The organism is Amycolatopsis sp. NPDC051758 (assembly GCF_044453095.1).
Classification (GTDB): domain Bacteria; phylum Actinomycetota; class Actinomycetes; order Mycobacteriales; family Pseudonocardiaceae; genus Amycolatopsis.
This window is the reverse complement of record NZ_JBITCJ010000015.1, coordinates 53,621-69,339: the sequence shown is the minus strand read 5'-3', so window position 1 is coordinate 69,339 and position 15,719 is coordinate 53,621. Positions and strand designations below refer to the sequence as shown.

Annotated in this window: 13 protein-coding genes; 6 read left to right on the top strand and 7 right to left on the bottom strand. The window is 72.4% G+C overall.

The features are described from left to right. Positions 1 to 52: 52 nt before the first annotated feature. From cobC to ACIA5G_RS46345, 4 genes are read right to left on the bottom strand one after another with little or no spacing between them, the layout of a single operon-like run. On the bottom strand, positions 53 to 1,069 hold the full coding sequence (cobC, locus tag ACIA5G_RS46360) for an Rv2231c family pyridoxal phosphate-dependent protein CobC (RefSeq protein ID WP_395935567.1): 1,017 nt from the start codon (positions 1,067 to 1,069) through the stop codon (positions 53 to 55). After that, positions 1,062 to 2,393 (bottom strand): cobyrinate a,c-diamide synthase, encoded by a 1,332-nt coding sequence (locus ACIA5G_RS46355; RefSeq protein ID WP_395935565.1) that lies wholly within the window; start codon positions 2,391 to 2,393, stop codon positions 1,062 to 1,064. The genes cobC and ACIA5G_RS46355 overlap by 8 nt, the downstream gene beginning before the upstream one ends. Continuing rightward, on the bottom strand, positions 2,387 to 3,001 hold the full coding sequence (gene cobO / locus ACIA5G_RS46350; protein ID WP_395935563.1) for a cob(I)yrinic acid a,c-diamide adenosyltransferase: 615 nt from the start codon (positions 2,999 to 3,001) through the stop codon (positions 2,387 to 2,389). Before cobO ends, ACIA5G_RS46355 begins: the two co-directional genes overlap by 7 nt. Continuing rightward, on the bottom strand, positions 3,001 to 4,953 hold the full coding sequence (locus ACIA5G_RS46345; protein ID WP_395935561.1) for a putative cobaltochelatase: 1,953 nt from the start codon (positions 4,951 to 4,953) through the stop codon (positions 3,001 to 3,003). Before ACIA5G_RS46345 ends, cobO begins: the two co-directional genes overlap by 1 nt. A 68-nt stretch (positions 4,954 to 5,021) precedes the next feature. Here ACIA5G_RS46345 and cbiE point away from each other — a divergent pair, with 68 nt between their 5' ends. From cbiE to ACIA5G_RS46315, 6 genes are read left to right on the top strand one after another with little or no spacing between them, the layout of a single operon-like run. Beyond that, the gene (gene cbiE, locus ACIA5G_RS46340) at positions 5,022 to 6,173 is read left to right on the top strand and encodes a precorrin-6y C5,15-methyltransferase (decarboxylating) subunit CbiE (RefSeq protein WP_395935559.1); all 1,152 of its coding nucleotides are present in this window, start codon (positions 5,022 to 5,024) and stop codon (positions 6,171 to 6,173) included. Further along, positions 6,170 to 6,931, top strand: coding sequence for a precorrin-4 C(11)-methyltransferase (gene cobM / locus ACIA5G_RS46335; RefSeq protein ID WP_395935557.1), 762 nt, complete (start codon positions 6,170 to 6,172; stop codon positions 6,929 to 6,931). Before cbiE ends, cobM begins: the two co-directional genes overlap by 4 nt. Continuing rightward, positions 6,928 to 7,944, top strand: a complete 1,017-nt coding sequence (locus tag ACIA5G_RS46330; RefSeq protein WP_395935555.1) for a Gfo/Idh/MocA family protein — start codon at positions 6,928 to 6,930, stop codon at positions 7,942 to 7,944. Before cobM ends, ACIA5G_RS46330 begins: the two co-directional genes overlap by 4 nt. Then, positions 7,941 to 8,690, top strand: a complete 750-nt coding sequence (locus tag ACIA5G_RS46325; RefSeq protein ID WP_395935553.1) for a cobalt-precorrin-6A reductase — start codon at positions 7,941 to 7,943, stop codon at positions 8,688 to 8,690. Before ACIA5G_RS46330 ends, ACIA5G_RS46325 begins: the two co-directional genes overlap by 4 nt. Then, positions 8,687 to 9,346: a 5,6-dimethylbenzimidazole synthase gene (gene bluB, locus ACIA5G_RS46320; RefSeq protein ID WP_395935551.1), complete on the top strand. Its 660-nt coding sequence runs from the start codon at positions 8,687 to 8,689 to the stop codon at positions 9,344 to 9,346. Before ACIA5G_RS46325 ends, bluB begins: the two co-directional genes overlap by 4 nt. A gap of 18 nt (positions 9,347 to 9,364) precedes the next feature. Further along, a complete protein-coding gene (locus ACIA5G_RS46315; RefSeq protein WP_395935549.1) occupies positions 9,365 to 12,460 on the top strand; it encodes an arabinosyltransferase domain-containing protein in 3,096 nt (1,031 codons plus the stop codon). A gap of 90 nt (positions 12,461 to 12,550) precedes the next feature. Here ACIA5G_RS46315 and ACIA5G_RS46310 read toward each other — a convergent pair whose 3' ends face one another. Genes ACIA5G_RS46310 through ACIA5G_RS46300 form a run of 3 tightly spaced genes read right to left on the bottom strand, consistent with a single transcriptional unit; the run spans position 12,551 to position 15,719 of the window. Then, positions 12,551 to 14,038, bottom strand: coding sequence for a precorrin-2 C(20)-methyltransferase (locus ACIA5G_RS46310; protein ID WP_395935547.1), 1,488 nt, complete (start codon positions 14,036 to 14,038; stop codon positions 12,551 to 12,553). Next, complete coding sequence (locus ACIA5G_RS46305; RefSeq protein WP_395935545.1) at positions 14,035 to 14,658, bottom strand: precorrin-8X methylmutase; 624 nt, start codon at positions 14,656 to 14,658, stop codon at positions 14,035 to 14,037. Before ACIA5G_RS46305 ends, ACIA5G_RS46310 begins: the two co-directional genes overlap by 4 nt. Next, entirely contained in the window at positions 14,655 to 15,719 is a 1,065-nt protein-coding gene (locus ACIA5G_RS46300; RefSeq protein ID WP_395935543.1) for a precorrin-3B synthase, read from the bottom strand. The genes ACIA5G_RS46305 and ACIA5G_RS46300 overlap by 4 nt, the downstream gene beginning before the upstream one ends.

The following is a 15,719-nucleotide window of genomic DNA, read 5'->3' as shown; positions in this document are numbered from 1 at the left end:
TTCCCGGCTCCGCCCACTCTCGACGGCGGTGGCGACAGCCCCCTGTCGGTGTTTAGAGAAGTCCGCGCAACGCGGCCAGGAACGCATCGGTCACCGCGCGGTCCCGGACGGCCAGGCGCAGGTGGTCCGGCCCGAGACCCGGGAACGTGTCACCCCGGCGGACCGCGTAACCCGCCTCCCGCAGCCGAGTCCGCAGCGAAGCCCCACCCGGGATCCGCACCAGCACGAACGGGCCGCGCGGGTCGCCCAGGACGTCGACCCCGGCCGACGTCAAGCCGGACACCAGGTATTCGCGGTCGGCCTCCGCCGCGATCGCCAGCTTCTCGGCCTCCTCCACGGCGGACGGGCGACAGCACGCCACCGTCGCGACTCCGGCCAAGGTGGACACCGACCACGGCACCTGGACCGCACGCAGCCGATCGATCACCGCCGGCTCGGCGAGCACGTACCCCGCGCGCAGCCCGGCCAGCCCCCATGTTTTTGTCAGGCTGCGCAGCACCACCACACCCGGCACCCCGGAAGCGAGGCTCTCGCTCTCGCCGGGCACCGCGTCCAGGAAAGCCTCGTCGACAACCAGCACCCGTCCGGGCCGGGCCAGCGAAACCAGTGACGCCGCCGGGTGCAGCACCGACGTCGGGTTGGTCGGGTTGCCCACGAACACCAGGTCCGCGTCCGCCGGCACCAGCGCCGGATCGAGCACAAAACCGTCCGCTTCGGACAGGATCACCCGCGAAACCTCGTGCCCGGCGGCTCGCAGTGCGGCCTCCGGCTCGGTGAACTGCGGGTGCACGACCACCGCACGGCGCGGCCGGAACGCCGACGCCAGCAGCGTGAACGCCTCCGCGGCACCCGCGGTGACCAGGACTTCTTCCGGGAGACGTCCGTGCCGCGAAGCCACCGCACGAGTCGCCTCGGCCGAAGACGGATAAGCTGCGAGAGTGTCCAAAGCGGACGCCAGCTCGGCCCGCAACCAGGACGGCGGCCGCGGCAGCCGCACGTTCACCGCCAGGTCCACGAGCCCCGGCCCGACCTCGCGGTCACCGTGGTGGTGCAGGTCGTAGTCACGCATGAGCGCGGACCCGAGCGGCGAACCGGTGGGCCAGCTCGGGATACCCGGCCCAGTGGACGTGCAGGTAGGACGCGTGCAGCGTCGGCGACACAAAGCCGTCCAGCTGCCGATCCCAGCCCCAGGCCGCCGAAGCGCCGTGCGACGGCGTGACTTCCGTGCGGTGGAACTCGTGCCCGGTGACCCGCTGCCCGGCCGTGGCCAGCAGGTTGTCCTCGACGGCGACCGCGCGCCGGTAGCCGAGCTTGCCGCGCGCGGTCATCTTGGCGTCCGCGGGCACCGCGCCGACCATCGGCACCCCGTCCAGCGACTGGCAAAGGTACAGCAGCCCCGCGCATTCCGCGCTCACCGGCATCCCGCCTTCGATCGCGGACGCCACTTCGGCACGCAACGCCGTGTTCGCCGACAGCTCGGCCGCGTGCACCTCGGGGAACCCGCCGCCGAAGTACAGCCCGGCACAACCTTCGGGCAAAACCTTGTCCCGCAACGGATCAACGTCGACCACGTCGACCCCGCAGGCGGCCAGCAGCTCGATGTTCTCGGTGTAGCGGAAGGTGAACGCCGGGCCGCCCGCGGCCGCGACCGTCACCTTCGGACCGTCCACACCGGACGGCTCCCACGGCGGCGCCGAAAGCTTCGAAGCTCCCGAGGCGATCCGCACGATCGCTTCGAGGTCGACACCGTCGCGCACCCACGCGGCCAGCGACGGGAGCACGTGCTGGGCTTCCGACGCACGTTCCGCCGCCGGGACGAGCCCGAGGTGCCGGCTCGGCGCGTGGATCTCTTCGTTGCGGTACAACGCACCCAGCAGCGGAACACCGGTGGCTTCCAGCGCGGACGCGATCTCGTCGCGGTGCCGCTGCGAGCCGAGCTTGTTGAGGATGACCCCGGCGAGCCGCACCCGCGTGTCGTACGAAGCGAACCCGAGCACCGTCGCCGCGACACTGCGCGACGCCGCGGAGGCGTCCACCACCAGGACCACCGGCGCGTCGATCAGCCGGGCCACGTGCGCGGTCGAGGCGTACCCCTCGGTGCCCAAAGCGCCGTCGAAGAGGCCCATCACGCCCTCGATGACGGCGATGTCCGCACCCGAAGAACCGTGGCGCAGCAACGGGATCAGCTTGTCCTCACCCTGCAGGAACGGGTCGAGGTTGCGTGCCGGACGGCCGGTCGCGAGCGCGTGGTAACTCGGGTCGATGAAGTCCGGCCCGACCTTGTGCCCGGACACGCGGTGCCCGGCCTCGCGCAGCGCCGCCATCAGCCCGGCGGCGATCGTGGTCTTGCCGTGCCCCGAACCGGGCGCGGCGACGACCACCCGCGCTACCACTCGATCCCCCGCTGGCCCTTCTGGCCGGCGTCCATCGGGTGCTTGACCTTGGTCATCTCGGTGACCAGGTCGGCGGCCTCGATCAGCTCCAGCGGCGCGTACCGGCCGGTGATCACGACGTGCTGGTGCCCGGGCCGGGAGACCAAAGTGGACACCACATCGTCGACCTCGAGCCAGCCCCACTTGAGCAGGTAGGAAAATTCGTCGAGGACGTAGAAGTCGTGCGTCTCGGCGGCGAGCCGGCGCTTGATCTCCGCCCAGCCTTCACGCGCGTTCGTCGCGTGGTCCTCTTCGGTGCCGGACTTGCGTGCCCAGCTCCAGCCCTCGCCCATCTTGTGCCACTCGACCGGCCCGCCCTCGCCGGTGTCGTCGTGCAGCTTGCCCAGCGCGCGGAACGCGGCTTCCTCACCGACGCGCCACTTCGCCGACTTGACGAACTGGAACACGCCGATCGACCAGCCCTGGTTCCACGCACGCAGCGCCATCCCGAACGCGGCCGTCGACTTGCCCTTCATCTCGCCGGTGTGCACGGCGAGCAGCGGCCGGTTGCGGCGCTGGCGCGTGGTCAGCCCGTCTTCCGGCACCGCCGAAGGCTTTCCCTGCGGCATCAGGCGGCCCGTCCCGTCCGCGCGCGGACGGCGCCGGCGAGCGACTCGGCGGCGACGTCGGCCAGGGGTACGTTTTCCGCGCCGAGGTGGGTGGCGAGGTCGGCGGCCAGGCCGAGCCGCATCTTGCCGCTTTCGCAGTCCATCACCACGGTCGTGACGCCGGTGAGCAGCCCGGCCGCGGCTTGGGCGCGCGCGACGGCGTCGGGGCCGCTGGTGGCGCGGCCGTCGGTGACGACAACGAGCAGCGGACGGCGTCGCGGGTCACGGATCTCCTCGACACGCAGTACGCGCGCGGCTTCGAGGAGCCCTTCGGCGAGCGGTGTCCGGCCACCGGTGGGCAGGCCGTCGAGGCGGGACGCGGCCGCGTCGACGCTGATCGTCGGCGGCAGCGCGAGTTCGGCGGTGTCACCGCGAAAAGTGACGAGCCCGACCTTGTCGCGGCGCTGGTAGGCGTCGAGCAGCAGCGACAGCACGGCGGACTTGACCTCGCGCATCCGCGCCTTGGCGCCCATCGAGCCGGACGCGTCCACGCAGAACAGCACGAGGTTGCCCTCGCGGCCTTCGCGCAGCGCGAAGCGCAGGTCCTCCGGCCGCAGCTTCAGGCCGGCGCCGTCGCGGCCGCGGGCCTTCTGGTGCGGCGCCGCGGCTTTGACGGTCGCGACCAGGTGCGGCCGTCCGTCCCGGACGCTCGGCGGCTGGACGCCGATGGTCCGGCCGCTGTCGGTGATCGCGCGCGAACGGCGTCCGCGCTCGCCTTCACCCATGCCCTTGACGCGGAACACGCGCGCCTTGAACGTCTCCCCGGCGCCGACGGTCTTCTGCTGCCCGCCACTTTGCGGCTGGGGTTGCCCCGGTGGCGCGTCCCCTTGAGGAACGTCCTGCGGGGCTTCGTCCGGCGTCGAGCCTGAGCCAGGACCATCGTCCTCGGGGCCGGGCTCCGGGGGCTGGGCGTCCTGAAGGGCCTGCTCCAGCTGCTCTTCGGAGATGCCCGGCGCGTCGAACGGGTTCCGGCGGCGCCGGTGCGGCAGCGCGAGCCGCGCGGCGACACGGACGTCGTCGGTCGTCACCTCGTCACGACCGGCCCAGGCCGCGTGCGCAACCGCGGTGCGTGCGGTGACGATGTCCGCGCGCATGCCGTCGACCTCGAAGGACGCGCAGATCTCGGCGATCTGGCGCAGCGCGTCGTCGGGGAGCTTGACCGCGGGCAGAAGCCGTTGTGCCGCTTCGATGTCCGACGCGAGCTGGGCGTCTTCGTCGGCGTACTGCGCGGCGAAAGCGTCCGGGTCGGCTTCGTAGGCCAGGCGGCGCCGGACGACCTCGACCCGCTGCTCCGGGTCACGGCTGGAGGCGACCTCGACGGTGAGCCCGAACCGGTCCAGCAGCTGCGGGCGCAGCTCGCCCTCTTCGGGGTTCATGGTGCCGATCAGCACGAACCGGGCGGCGTGCGACACCGAGACGCCTTCGCGCTCGACGGTCGCGCGGCCCATCGCGGCGGCGTCGAGCAGTGTGTCGACGAGGTGGTCGTGCAGGAGGTTGACCTCGTCGACGTAGAGCAGCCCGCGGTGCGCGGCGGCCAGGAGGCCCGGCTGGAAGTCCGTGACGCCCTCGGCGAGCGCGCGTTCGAGGTGCAGGGAGCCGATGACCCGGTCCTCGGCCGCGCCGACCGGCAGCTCGACCAGCTTGGCCGGGCGCCGGTGAGCAGGCGCGTCCACGGGGTGGGGGCCGTCCGGGCAGAGCGGGTCGGGGGCCGCGGGAGCACAGGAAAAGCGGCAGCCGTCCACCACGTCGACCCCCGGCAGCAGGCCCGCCAGCGCGCGGACCATGGTCGACTTCGCGGTGCCCTTTTCACCGCGCACCAGCACGCCGCCGACGGCGGGTGAGATCGAGGAGAGGACCAGCGCGAGGCGCAGGTCCGGCAGCCCGACGACGGCGGTGAACGGGTACGGCTTCAACAGCACTCCTCCAGCTCGGCGACCGGCCGATCATCGCACAGCGCCCGCCTCGCTTAGGGTGGGAAATCGTGCGCGAAGAATCACGCCTCACGGTGGTGGGGATCGGGGCTGACGGGTGGTCCGGGCTGTCGGAACAGGCCCAGGCCCTGGTCCTCGGCGCCGACGTGGTCATCGGCGCACCCCGGCAGCTGGAGTACCTGCCTGACGAGGTGGAAACCCACCCCTGGCCGAGCCCGCTGCTGCCCGGCCTCGACGCGCTGCTCGCCGAACACGAGGGCAAACGCGTCTGCGTCCTCGCCAGCGGTGACCCCTTCCTCTCCGGCATCGGCACCACGCTGGTCAACCACGGTTACGAGCTGGACGTCCTGCCCGCGCTGTCTTCCGTGACGCTCGCCCGCGCCCGGCTCGGCTGGTCCGCCGAGGAAACCGCGGTGGTCAGCGTGGTCGGCCGCGGGGTTGCGCGGGTCGCGCGGGTGCTCGCGCCCGGCCGCCGGGTGCTCGTGCTGGGTGCCGACGTGACTCCCCTGCGTTCCCTGCTGACCGTGCGCGGTTACGGCGAGAGCGAACTGATCGCGCTGGCCGGCCTCGGCGGCCCGGACGAGCGGATTTCCGACGGCTGGGAGCACGACGCCGGCCCGCTGACCGTGCACGCCATCGAGTGTGCCGGGCCCGCGCTGCCGCTGATCGGTGTGCCCGACGACATCTACGCGCACGACGGCCAGCTCACCAAGCGCGACCTGCGCGTTTCGGCGCTGGCGCGGCTCGCGCCGAGCCCCGGCGAGCTGCTGTGGGACGTCGGCGCGGGGGCCGGCAGCGTGGGGATCGAGTGGTCGCGGCTGCACGAGCTCAACCGCGCCATCGCGATCGAACAGGACCCCGAACGCGCCGAGCGGATCGGCCGCAACGCGCTCGACCTGGGCGTTCCCGAGCTGCAGGTGGTCACCGGGCCGGCGCCGGACTCGCTGAGCGCGCTCCCCGCGCCGGACGCGATCTTCATCGGCGGCGGCCTGACCGCGCCGGGCCTGCTGGACTTCTGCCTGGCCACCGGCGCCCGGATCGTCGCGCACGGCGTCACGCTGGAGGCCGAGCAGATCCTCGGTGACGTTTACGCCGAGCAGGGCGGTGAGCTGCTGCGGATCGCCGTCGAGCACGCCGCGCCGCTCGGCGGGTTCACCGGCTGGACACCCGCCCGGACCGTCACGCAGTGGAGCAGCCCGTGACCGTGTACTTCGTCGGCGCGGGGCCGGGCGCCGCGGACCTGATCACCGTGCGCGGCCGCGACGTCCTCGGCCGCTGTGGTGTCTGTCTCTACCCGGGCAGCATGACGCCGACGGACCTGCTCGCGTACTGCCCGCCGGACGCGGAACTGGTCGATACGGCGAACCTGAGCCTCGAGCAGATCGTCGATCGTGTGGTCGTGGCGCACCGCGCCGGGCACGACGTCGCGCGGCTGTGCTCCGGGGATCCGTCTCTCTACAGCGCCGTCGCCGAGCAGATGCGACGTCTCGACACCGCCGAAGTCCCGTACGAGGTCGTTCCCGGCGTGCCCGCCTTCGCCGCTTCGGCGGCGGTGCTCGGCCGGGAGCTGACCGTGCCGGAGATCGGGCAGAGCCTGGTGATCACGCGGGTGCAGGCCCGGTCGACGGCGATGCCGCCGGGCGAAACCCTCGCCGCGTTCGCCGCCACCGGCGCGACGCTGGCGCTGCACCTGGCGATCAACCACGTCGAGCGGGTGGCCGGCGAACTGGTTCCGCACTACGGCGCCGACTGCCCGGTCGCCGTGGTGGCTCTCGCGAGCCAGCCCGGCGAAACCGTGGTGCGCGGGGTGCTCGCCGAACTGCCGGCGCTGGTCCGCGAAGCCGGGATGACGCGGGCGGCCACCATCTTCGTCGGCCGGGTGCTCGCCGCGGCGGGCTTCCCCGACAGCTTCCTTTATTCGAGTGCCCGCGACCGGGCGAATCAACCGGAGTCGTTGTGACGCAACTGCGCTGGGGCCTGCTGGCCGCCGGGACCATCGCCGGCCACTTCGCCGCGGGAGTCGAGGAGAGCAGGCACGGCGTGCTGACCGCCGTCGCCGCGCGTTCCGGCGACCGGGCGCGGGACTTCGCGGCACGCTTCGAGATCCCCAACGCCTACGGCAGCTACGAAGACCTCCTCGCCGACCCGGACGTCGACGCCGTGTACGTCTCGACACCGCACCCGATGCACGGCGAGTGGGCGATCCGCGCCGCCGAAGCGGGCAAGCACGTGCTGTGCGAGAAGCCGCTGACGGTCACCGCCGCGGCCGCCGAGGAGGTGTTCGACGCCGCGCGCAAGCACGACGTCTTCCTGATGGAGGCGTTCATGTACCGGCTGCACCCGCAGACGCGGCGGCTGGTGGAGCTGATCTCGGCCGGTGCGATCGGCGAGGTGCGCGCGGTCGACACGACGTTCTCCTTCGACAGCGACCCGGCCGAGACCGCGCGGCTCGGCGACCCGGCGCTGGGTGGCGGCGGGATCCTCGACGTCGGTTGTTACTGCACGTCGCTGGCCCGGCTGGTCGCGCAGGCCGCACTGGGCGTCGACGTCGTGGAGCCGCTCGAGGTGAGCGGGATGGCGCGGCTGTCCGCGGCCGGTGTCGACGAGTACGCGACCGGCCTGCTGCGGCTGCCCGGCGACATCCTGGCGACGATCTCGTGCGGCATCCGGCTGGCCCGCGAGGACGGCATCCGCGTGTTCGGCACCCGCGGGCAGCTGCACGTGCCGCGGCCGGCGTGGATCCACCCGCTGCGGGCGCCCGGCACGTCGGAGATCATCCTGACGCCGTCCTCCGGGGCGCCGGAGGTCATCGAAGTCGAAGCGACACAAGGCATCTTCGCGCGCGAAGCGGATCACGTGGCCACGCACATCGAAGACCGACAGTCACCCGAGCTGACCTGGGCGGAGACGCTGGCCAACCTGCGCACCCTGGACCGGTGGCGCGAAGCGGTCGGCTACGGGCGAACTTCGTGACTGCACCCGGCCCCGAGCACTCGGCGAAGGTGCTGCTCCTCGGCGGGACCGGCGAAGCGCGGAAGCTGGCCGAAGAACTCGTCGCGCGCGAAGTCGGCGTTGTCTCTTCGCTGGCCGGGCGCGTCGCACGACCGAGGCTCCCGGTCGGCGAAGTGCGCGTAGGCGGCTTCGGCGGTGTCGACGGCCTCGCCGCGTGGATACGAGAGAACGACGTACAGGCTGTCGTCGACGCAACGCACCCCTTTGCGGAACGCATCGGGGCGAACGCGGCGAAAGCCGCCGAACTCACCGGCACTCCCCTGCTCCGGCTCGCCCGGCCGGGCTGGCAGCCGGGACCCCAGGACGTCTGGCACTGGGCCGATGACCTCGCCGACGCCGCCCGGAAGCTCCCGGACCTGGGAAAACGCGTCTTCCTGACCAGCGGCCGCCAGGGCCTGCCCGCCTTCGCGCACCTCGACGACCTGTGGTTCCTGATCCGCTGCGTCGACCCGCCCGAGCCGCCGCTGCCACGCAACCACGAGCTGATCCTCGCGCGCGGACCCTACGAAGTGGCCGCGGAACGCGAGCTGCTCGACCGGGTCGACGTCCTGGTCACCAAGGACTCCGGCGGCACGCAGACCAGCGCCAAGCTCACCGCCGCTCGTGAACTCGGCCGTCCCGTCCTGCTGATCAGCCGGCCGAAGCGGCCCGAGACGGAGACCGCCGCGACCGTGCCCGAAGCCGTCGAATGGGTCCTGAACCGATGATCGAAGAGTTCTACGAAGTCCTCCACAAGCGCCGTGACGTCCGCGGCGAGTTCACCGGCGAGCCGATCCCCGAAGCCACCTTGACGCGGATCCTCGAAGCCGCGCACGCTGCGCCGAGCGTCGGGCTCACCCAGCCGTGGGACTTCGTGCTCGTCGACGACCAGGCGACCCGCGAGAAGTTCGCGAAGCACGTCCACGAGGAGCGCGAGGTCTTCGCCGCTCAGCTCACCGAAGACCGTGCGAGCACCTTCGCGAACATCAAGATCGAGGGCATCCTCAAGGCGAGCCTCGGCATCGTCGTCACCTACGACCCGGCACGCGGCGCGCCCGCCGTGCTCGGCCGGCACGCCATCGCCGACGCCGGCCTCTATTCGGTGTGTCTCGCGATCCAGAACCTGTGGCTAGCCGCCACCGCGGAAGGCCTCGGTGTCGGCTGGGTCAGCTTCTACCGCGAGCCGTTCCTGAGCGAGCTGCTCGGCGTCCCCGAGGGCGTCCGGCCGGTCGCGTGGCTGTGTGTCGGCCCGGTCAGCCGGCTCGAAGCCGTGCCCGACCTGGAGCGCCACGGCTGGCGCAGCCGCCGCCCCCTGACCGCCGCGGTTCACCACGGACGGTTCACCCCGCGCGATCCGGGGGCTGCGTCAGCGGCCGACCTCTGACCCGTTAGCGTTGCGCCGATGCGTCTGATTGCCGTAGCGCTGGGGCTGCTCTCGGCCTTGTGCGCGCTGGCTTTCCCCTTCCTGCCGGTGGTGCAGGACACGGCGGAGGTCGTCTGGCCGACCGGCAGCGACACCCGCTCCGTCAACGCGCCCTTGACCGGGTACTGGGCCCAGGACCTGCGTGCCGAGCTGCCCTGCGCGGCCATCCGCTCGGTGGACGCCCGCACGAACGGCCCGGGCCTGCTGTTCGCCACCGTGCCGGACGGCCGCACCGACCCGAAGGCCGGCAACGGCGTCGGCATGCAGCTGCGCGTCGACAACGGCGTGCTGCTCGCCTCCAGCCAGGGCCAGCAGATCGTCCAGCAGCCGCTGCCCGCCGAGAAGTGCGACATCGAGCTCGACGTCGACGCGTCGCAGATGACCCTCGCCGTGGCCGGCACGCCGGTGTTCCACGCCGAAGGCGACGTCCGCCCCCGCGTCGTCGGCATCTACTCCTCGATCAACTCGAGCAAGGACCCGATCGCCGGCCTGCACGTCTCGGTCGTGCCGGACACGCGCTACCAGACCTCGCCGACCGCGCTGAAGATCGGCGTCGGCGTGCTCGCCGTGCTGTCGCTGATCGGCTGCATGATCGCGGTCTGGCGCCGGGACTCCGGCTTCGCCCGCCGCGCGCCGCGCTGGGCGCCGGTCGGCTGGTGGCGGCTGACGCTGCGGGACACCACGGTGATCGTCGCGCTCGGCGCGTGGGTCTTCATCGGCCCGGTGACTTCCGACGACGGCTACATCCTCACGATGGCCAGGGTCACCGAGCAGACCGGGTTCCTGACGAACTACCACCGCTGGTTCGGCGTCGCCGAGGCGCCGTTCGGCTGGTTCTACCACGTCTTCGAGCTGATGGCGCACGTCAGCGTGGTGCCGCCGTGGATCCGGCTGCCGTCGTTCCTGCTCGGCGTGCTCAGCTGGCTGTTGATCAGCCGCGAGGTGATGCCGCGCCTCGGCACCCAGATCCGCACCAGCCGCCCGGCCAGCTGGGCCGCGGCGACGGTGTTCCTGATCTGGTGGATGCCCTACAACAACGGCGTCCGCCCGGAACCGGTCGCCGCGCTCGGCTCGCTGCTGGCGATCTGCGCGGTGGAACGCACGCTGGTGACGCGCCGGCTGCTGCCGCTGTGCCTCGGCTTGACCGCGGCCGGGTTCACCCTGGCCGCGACGCCGACCGGGCTGATCGCGGTGGCGCCGTTCCTGGTCGCCGCGCGGCCGCTGTTCAAGCTGGTCCGCCAGCGCGCGAACGACAGCGGCTGGCTGCCGGTGCTGGCGCCGGTCGCCGCGGCCGGGCTGCTGGTGCTGGTCGTGGTGTTCGCCGACCAGACCTTCGCGACCGTGCAGGAGGCCACCCGGATCCGCACCCAGGTCGGCCCGAACCTGTCGTGGTTCCAGGAGCTGGCGCGCTACCAGCTGCTGTTCGAAAGCCTGCCGGACGGCTCGGCGCCCCGCCGGTTCCCGGTGCTGCTGGTGCTGCTGTGCACCGGCACCTGCCTCGTCATGCTGCTGCGGCGCAGCCGCATCCCCGGCGCGTCACTCGGCCCGGCGCGGCGTCTCATCGGCACCACCGCGCTGTTCTTCCTGCTGCTGGCCCTGACACCGACGAAGTGGACGCACCACTTCGGCGCGTTCGCCGCGGTCGGCGCGTCGATGGCGGCGCTCACCGCACTCGCGACCAGCTCGACGGTGCTGCGGTCCAAACGCAACCGCGCGGCGTTCCTGGCCGGGCTGCTGGTGGTCGGCGCGCTCGCCGCGACCGGGCCGAACACCTACTGGTTCGTCTCCCGCCTCGGCGTCCAGTGGACCAACGTGGCGCCGTCGATCGGCGGCATCGGCCTGTCCACGATCCTGCTGGTCGCGGCGGCGATCGCGGGGATCTACGCGTTTGTCGAGAACGTCCGCGCGCACCGGCCCACCGCCGATCCACCGGTGCAGGAAGGCCGGCTGCGCGCGCTGCGGCTCGGGTCGCTGTCGCTGGTGGTGGTCTGCGGCCTGGTGGCGGCGGGCGAGTTCGTCACGATGGCGTGGGCGATCCACAACCAGGCCGGCAGCTACAGCCTGGGCGCGGCGAACGTCGGGCACGTGTTCGGCAAGAGCTGCAACCTGTCCGACCACGTGATGGTCGAGCGCGACGCGGCGACGAGCATCCTGCACCCGCAGTCCGAGCAGCGCACCGTCGCCGACGAGACCAAACCGCCGGAGAACTCGCCCCTGCCCAACCCGGACCGCGACAACGGCCGCGTCCAGACCGGTTTCCACACCCGCCCGGTCGACGACAAGGACCCCCTCGCCGAGCCGCCGCACGGGTTCACCCCGGAGAACGTGCCGATGTGGTCGAGCTACCTCGACCCGGAGACACGCGCGGGGCGGTTGCGCAGCGACTGGTACGCCCTGACGGAGAAGCCCGCGGACGGCCAGGTCGTGGTGGCGACGGCGGGCGCCGCGCGGCGGCCGACGTCGGTCAGCCTCGACTACGGCGTCAACACCCCGGAGGGCGTGAAGATCCTGCGCAGCCAGTTCGTGCTGCCGCCGGGCTCGGGCACCAACGGCTGGAACGACACCCGCATCAACCTGCGCGACCTCCCGCCGGAGACGAACGCGGTCCGCATCAACATCGTGGACAACGACCTCACCGAGGACGGCTGGATCGCGGCGTCGGCCCCGCGAGTGCCGACGTTCACGACGCTGACGGACAAGATCGGCACCAAGCCGGTGTACATCGACTGGCCGGCGTCGTTCGTGTACCCGTGCGCCCAACCGGTGACGTCCCACGACGGGATTTCCCAGGTCCCGGAGTACCGCATCACGGCGGGCGGCCTGGCGGACGAGGCGGAGTGGGCGTCCTCGACCAACGGCGGCCCGATCGGCTGGCTCGAGGAGCTGGCCGAGGAGCCGGAGGTGCCGAGTTACCTGATCGGCCAGCCGAGCCAGTCGTGGGGCCAGCTGCTGCAGATCGAGCCGTTCACCGAGGGCGTCGCGCCGACGGTGGTCCACGGGGAGAAGACGGTGCCGGGCTGGTGGTCGGCCGGACCGGGACCGCGGCAGCCGAACGGCAAGGACCCCACCCGCTGATCCAGAGCGCCCCAAGGCGGCCTTGGTTGCGTCTGACGCACCGAAGGCCGCCTTGGGTGCGTCAGACGCACCGAAGGCCACATTGGGGCGCTAGTAGCTGCGCGGGGTCCAGACGATGCCGTTCTCCGCGCGGGTGCGGGACGAGCCCACGATGAGCAGGCACCGCATGTCCACTGTGGAGGGATCCAGCTCGCCGAGCGTCGTGATGCGGATGTCCTCCTCCGGGCCGCCGACGTCCCGCGCCACGACCACGGGCGTCTCCGGAGCACGGTGCCGCAGGAGGACGCCACGGGCGTCCGCCAGCTGAGTCGTGCGGGTGCGCGAAGCCGGGTTGTACAGCGCCAGCACCAGATCCGCCGCGCCGGCCGCGTCCAGGCGGCGCTCGATGATCTCCCACGGCTTCAGCCGATCCGACAGCGAGAGCACGCAGTAGTCGTGCCCCAGCGGCGCGCCCACCCGGGACGCCGCCGCCTGCGCGGCCGTCACGCCCGGGACGATCCGGACCCGCACACCGGCGCCGTGGCCGAGAGAAACCTGCTCCAGCACCGCCGACGCCATCGCGAACACCCCCGGGTCACCCGAGGAAACCACGGCCACCCGGGCGCCGGAAGCCGCCAAGGACAAAGCCTCGACAGCGCGGTCCGCCTCCACCCGGTTGCCGGAAGCGTGCCGTTGCTGGCCCGCCTTCTGCGGCACCCGCGCGACGTACGGGCCGTACCCGACGATGTGCTCCGCCGCCTCGAGTTCCGCCAGAGCCTCCGGCGTCAGCCACTCCGGACCGGCCGGGCCCAGGCCGACCACCACGACCTCACCGGTGGTGACCGACGGGACCGGAGCCACCGCAGGAGCCTGACGGGACGCATAAGCCGGCGAAGGCAGCAAAGCCAGCGAGAAGTACGGCACCGACTCGGGGTCCACCGAAGCCAACGGCTCGATCCGCTGCTCCCCCCAGGTCGCGCGCTCGATGTAGAACGCGTCGTCGAGCTTCCCGGCCTCGGCCAGCGCCTCCCGCACCGAACCGAAAGTGCGTCCCAGCTTCAAAACAGCCGCCGCGTCGGTGTCGGCGAGCCGCCGGGCCAGCTCCGGCGCCGGCAGGGTGCCCGGGAGCACCGTCAGCACCTCGTCGCGCTGGACCAGCGGGCGGCCGAGCACCGAGGACGCCGCGCTCACCGACGTCACCCCGGGGACGACCACGGCCGGGAACCGGCCGGACAGCCGCTCGTGCATGTACATGTACGAGCCGTAGAAGAACGGGTCGCCTTCGCAGAGCACCACGACGTCGCGGCCCGCGTCGAGGTGCTCAGCCAGCCGTTTTGCGCTCAGCTCGTAGAAGTCGGCGATCGCGCCTTCGTAGCCGCCGGGGTGGTCGGTGGTCTCGGTCGTGACCGGGTAGACGAGCTTCTCCTCGATCTGCCCCGCACGCAGGTAAGGCTCGGCGACCGACCGCGCGATGCTCCGGCCGTGCCGGGCGCTGTGGTAGGCGATCACGGAAGCTTCGGAAATCAGCCGCGCCGCCTTGACCGTCATCAGTTCCGGGTCGCCCGGGCCGAGCCCGACGCCGTAGAGCGTGCCGGTCATTCTTCAACGCTCGCAAGAGCGTTGATGGCGGCGACGGCCATCGCGCTGCCGCCACGCCGCCCGTGCACCACGAGATACGGCGCCGGAGCCTGCTTCGCGAGCTCCACTTTGGACTCGACGGCGCCGACGAACCCGACCGGCACACCGATGATCGCCGCGGGCGCGCCGACCCCTTCGTCGAGGATCTCCAGCAGGCGGAACAACGCCGTCGGCGCGTTGCCGATCGCGACAACCGAGCCGGGCAGCTTGTCGCGCCACAGCTCCAGTGCCGCCGCCGACCGCGTCGTGCCCATCCGCTCGGCAAGCGACGGAACACCCGGGTCCGAGAGCGTGCAGACGACTTCGTTGTTCGCAGGCAGGCGACGCCGCGTGACACCGCTGGCGATCATCTGCGCGTCACACAGGATCGGCGCGCCCGCTTCGAGCGCGGCACGGCCGGACTCGACGACGTCGAGGGTGTAGCGCAGGTCGTCGACCAGATCGACCATGCCGCAGGCGTGGATCATCCGGACCGCCAGGCCCGCCACGTCGTCGGGCAGGATCGCCAGGTCCGCCTCCTCGCGGATCGTGGCGAACGAATGCCGGTAGATCTCGGCACCGTCCCGCAGGTAGTCGATCACAGCTTTCCTTTCAGCTCTTCGAGCGGCACCCACCGGCCGTCGACGCGGTAGCCGCCGGCTTCGGCGACAACGTCCACATGGGACTGCGACGGCTTCCCGCACCGCCGTTCACAGCCCGAGAAATGGGCGCGCAGGCCGGGCCGGAACACGGCGTCGGCACGGACGTCGGCCCGCGACTTCGCGCAGCCGGGCCGGCCGATGCACGCGCTCGTGCCGAGCGGCTCACCGCCGAAGCCCAGCCGCTCGAAAACGTCGGCGGGCGCGTCCGGCAGGACCAGCGACTTCCACGGCGTGACCAGCGCCGGTCCGATGTCCGCCAATGCGCGTGCCTGCGCCGCGCTGAGCTGCCCGAACCGCGGCACCACACCGGCGGCGGACCCGGAGAGCAGCCCGACCGGCACCCGGACGTCGGCCCGCGGCACCGGCGTCCCGCGCCAGGCCGGGTCGTCGAGCTCGGCGACGCGCCAGGCGGATCCGCGCACCCGGCCGAACTCCAGCGCGACGTCGATCAGCACGGAGACCGCGTCGGCCAGACGAACACGCCGTCCGGTGTCCCCGCCCGCGAGCAGCAAGGTTCCTTCGGCTGGGCCGGTCGCGCGCCAGCAGACGTCGGCGCCTTCACCGGCGACGTCACCACGGCCGTCGTCGAAGGCGAAGAGGAAGCGTCCCGGCAGCGAAGCCAGCTCGGGAGTCGAACACAGGAGCAAGTCCAGCGAGGCCGCCAGACCCCGGACGTCGGCGAGCCCGCCGGTCAGCCCGCTCAACGGCGACGCGAGGACGTTCCGGACCCGCTCGTGCGACGGCGAAGGCAGCAGGCCCGCGTCGGTCAGCCGCGCCGCGAGGCCCGGGCGCGTGACGCCGCGCAGTTGGACGTTGCCGCGGGAAGTGAGGTGGAGGTCGCCGTCACCGCAGGCTTCGGCGCAGTCCGCCAGCGCGCGCAGCTGCGCCGCGGATACCGCACCGCCGGGCAGGCGGACCCGCGCCAACGGGCCGTCGGCGGCGTCGTGAGTGGCGAAAACACCGGGGCACGCGTCGGCTCGCACACGTGCTCGGGTCGGCAT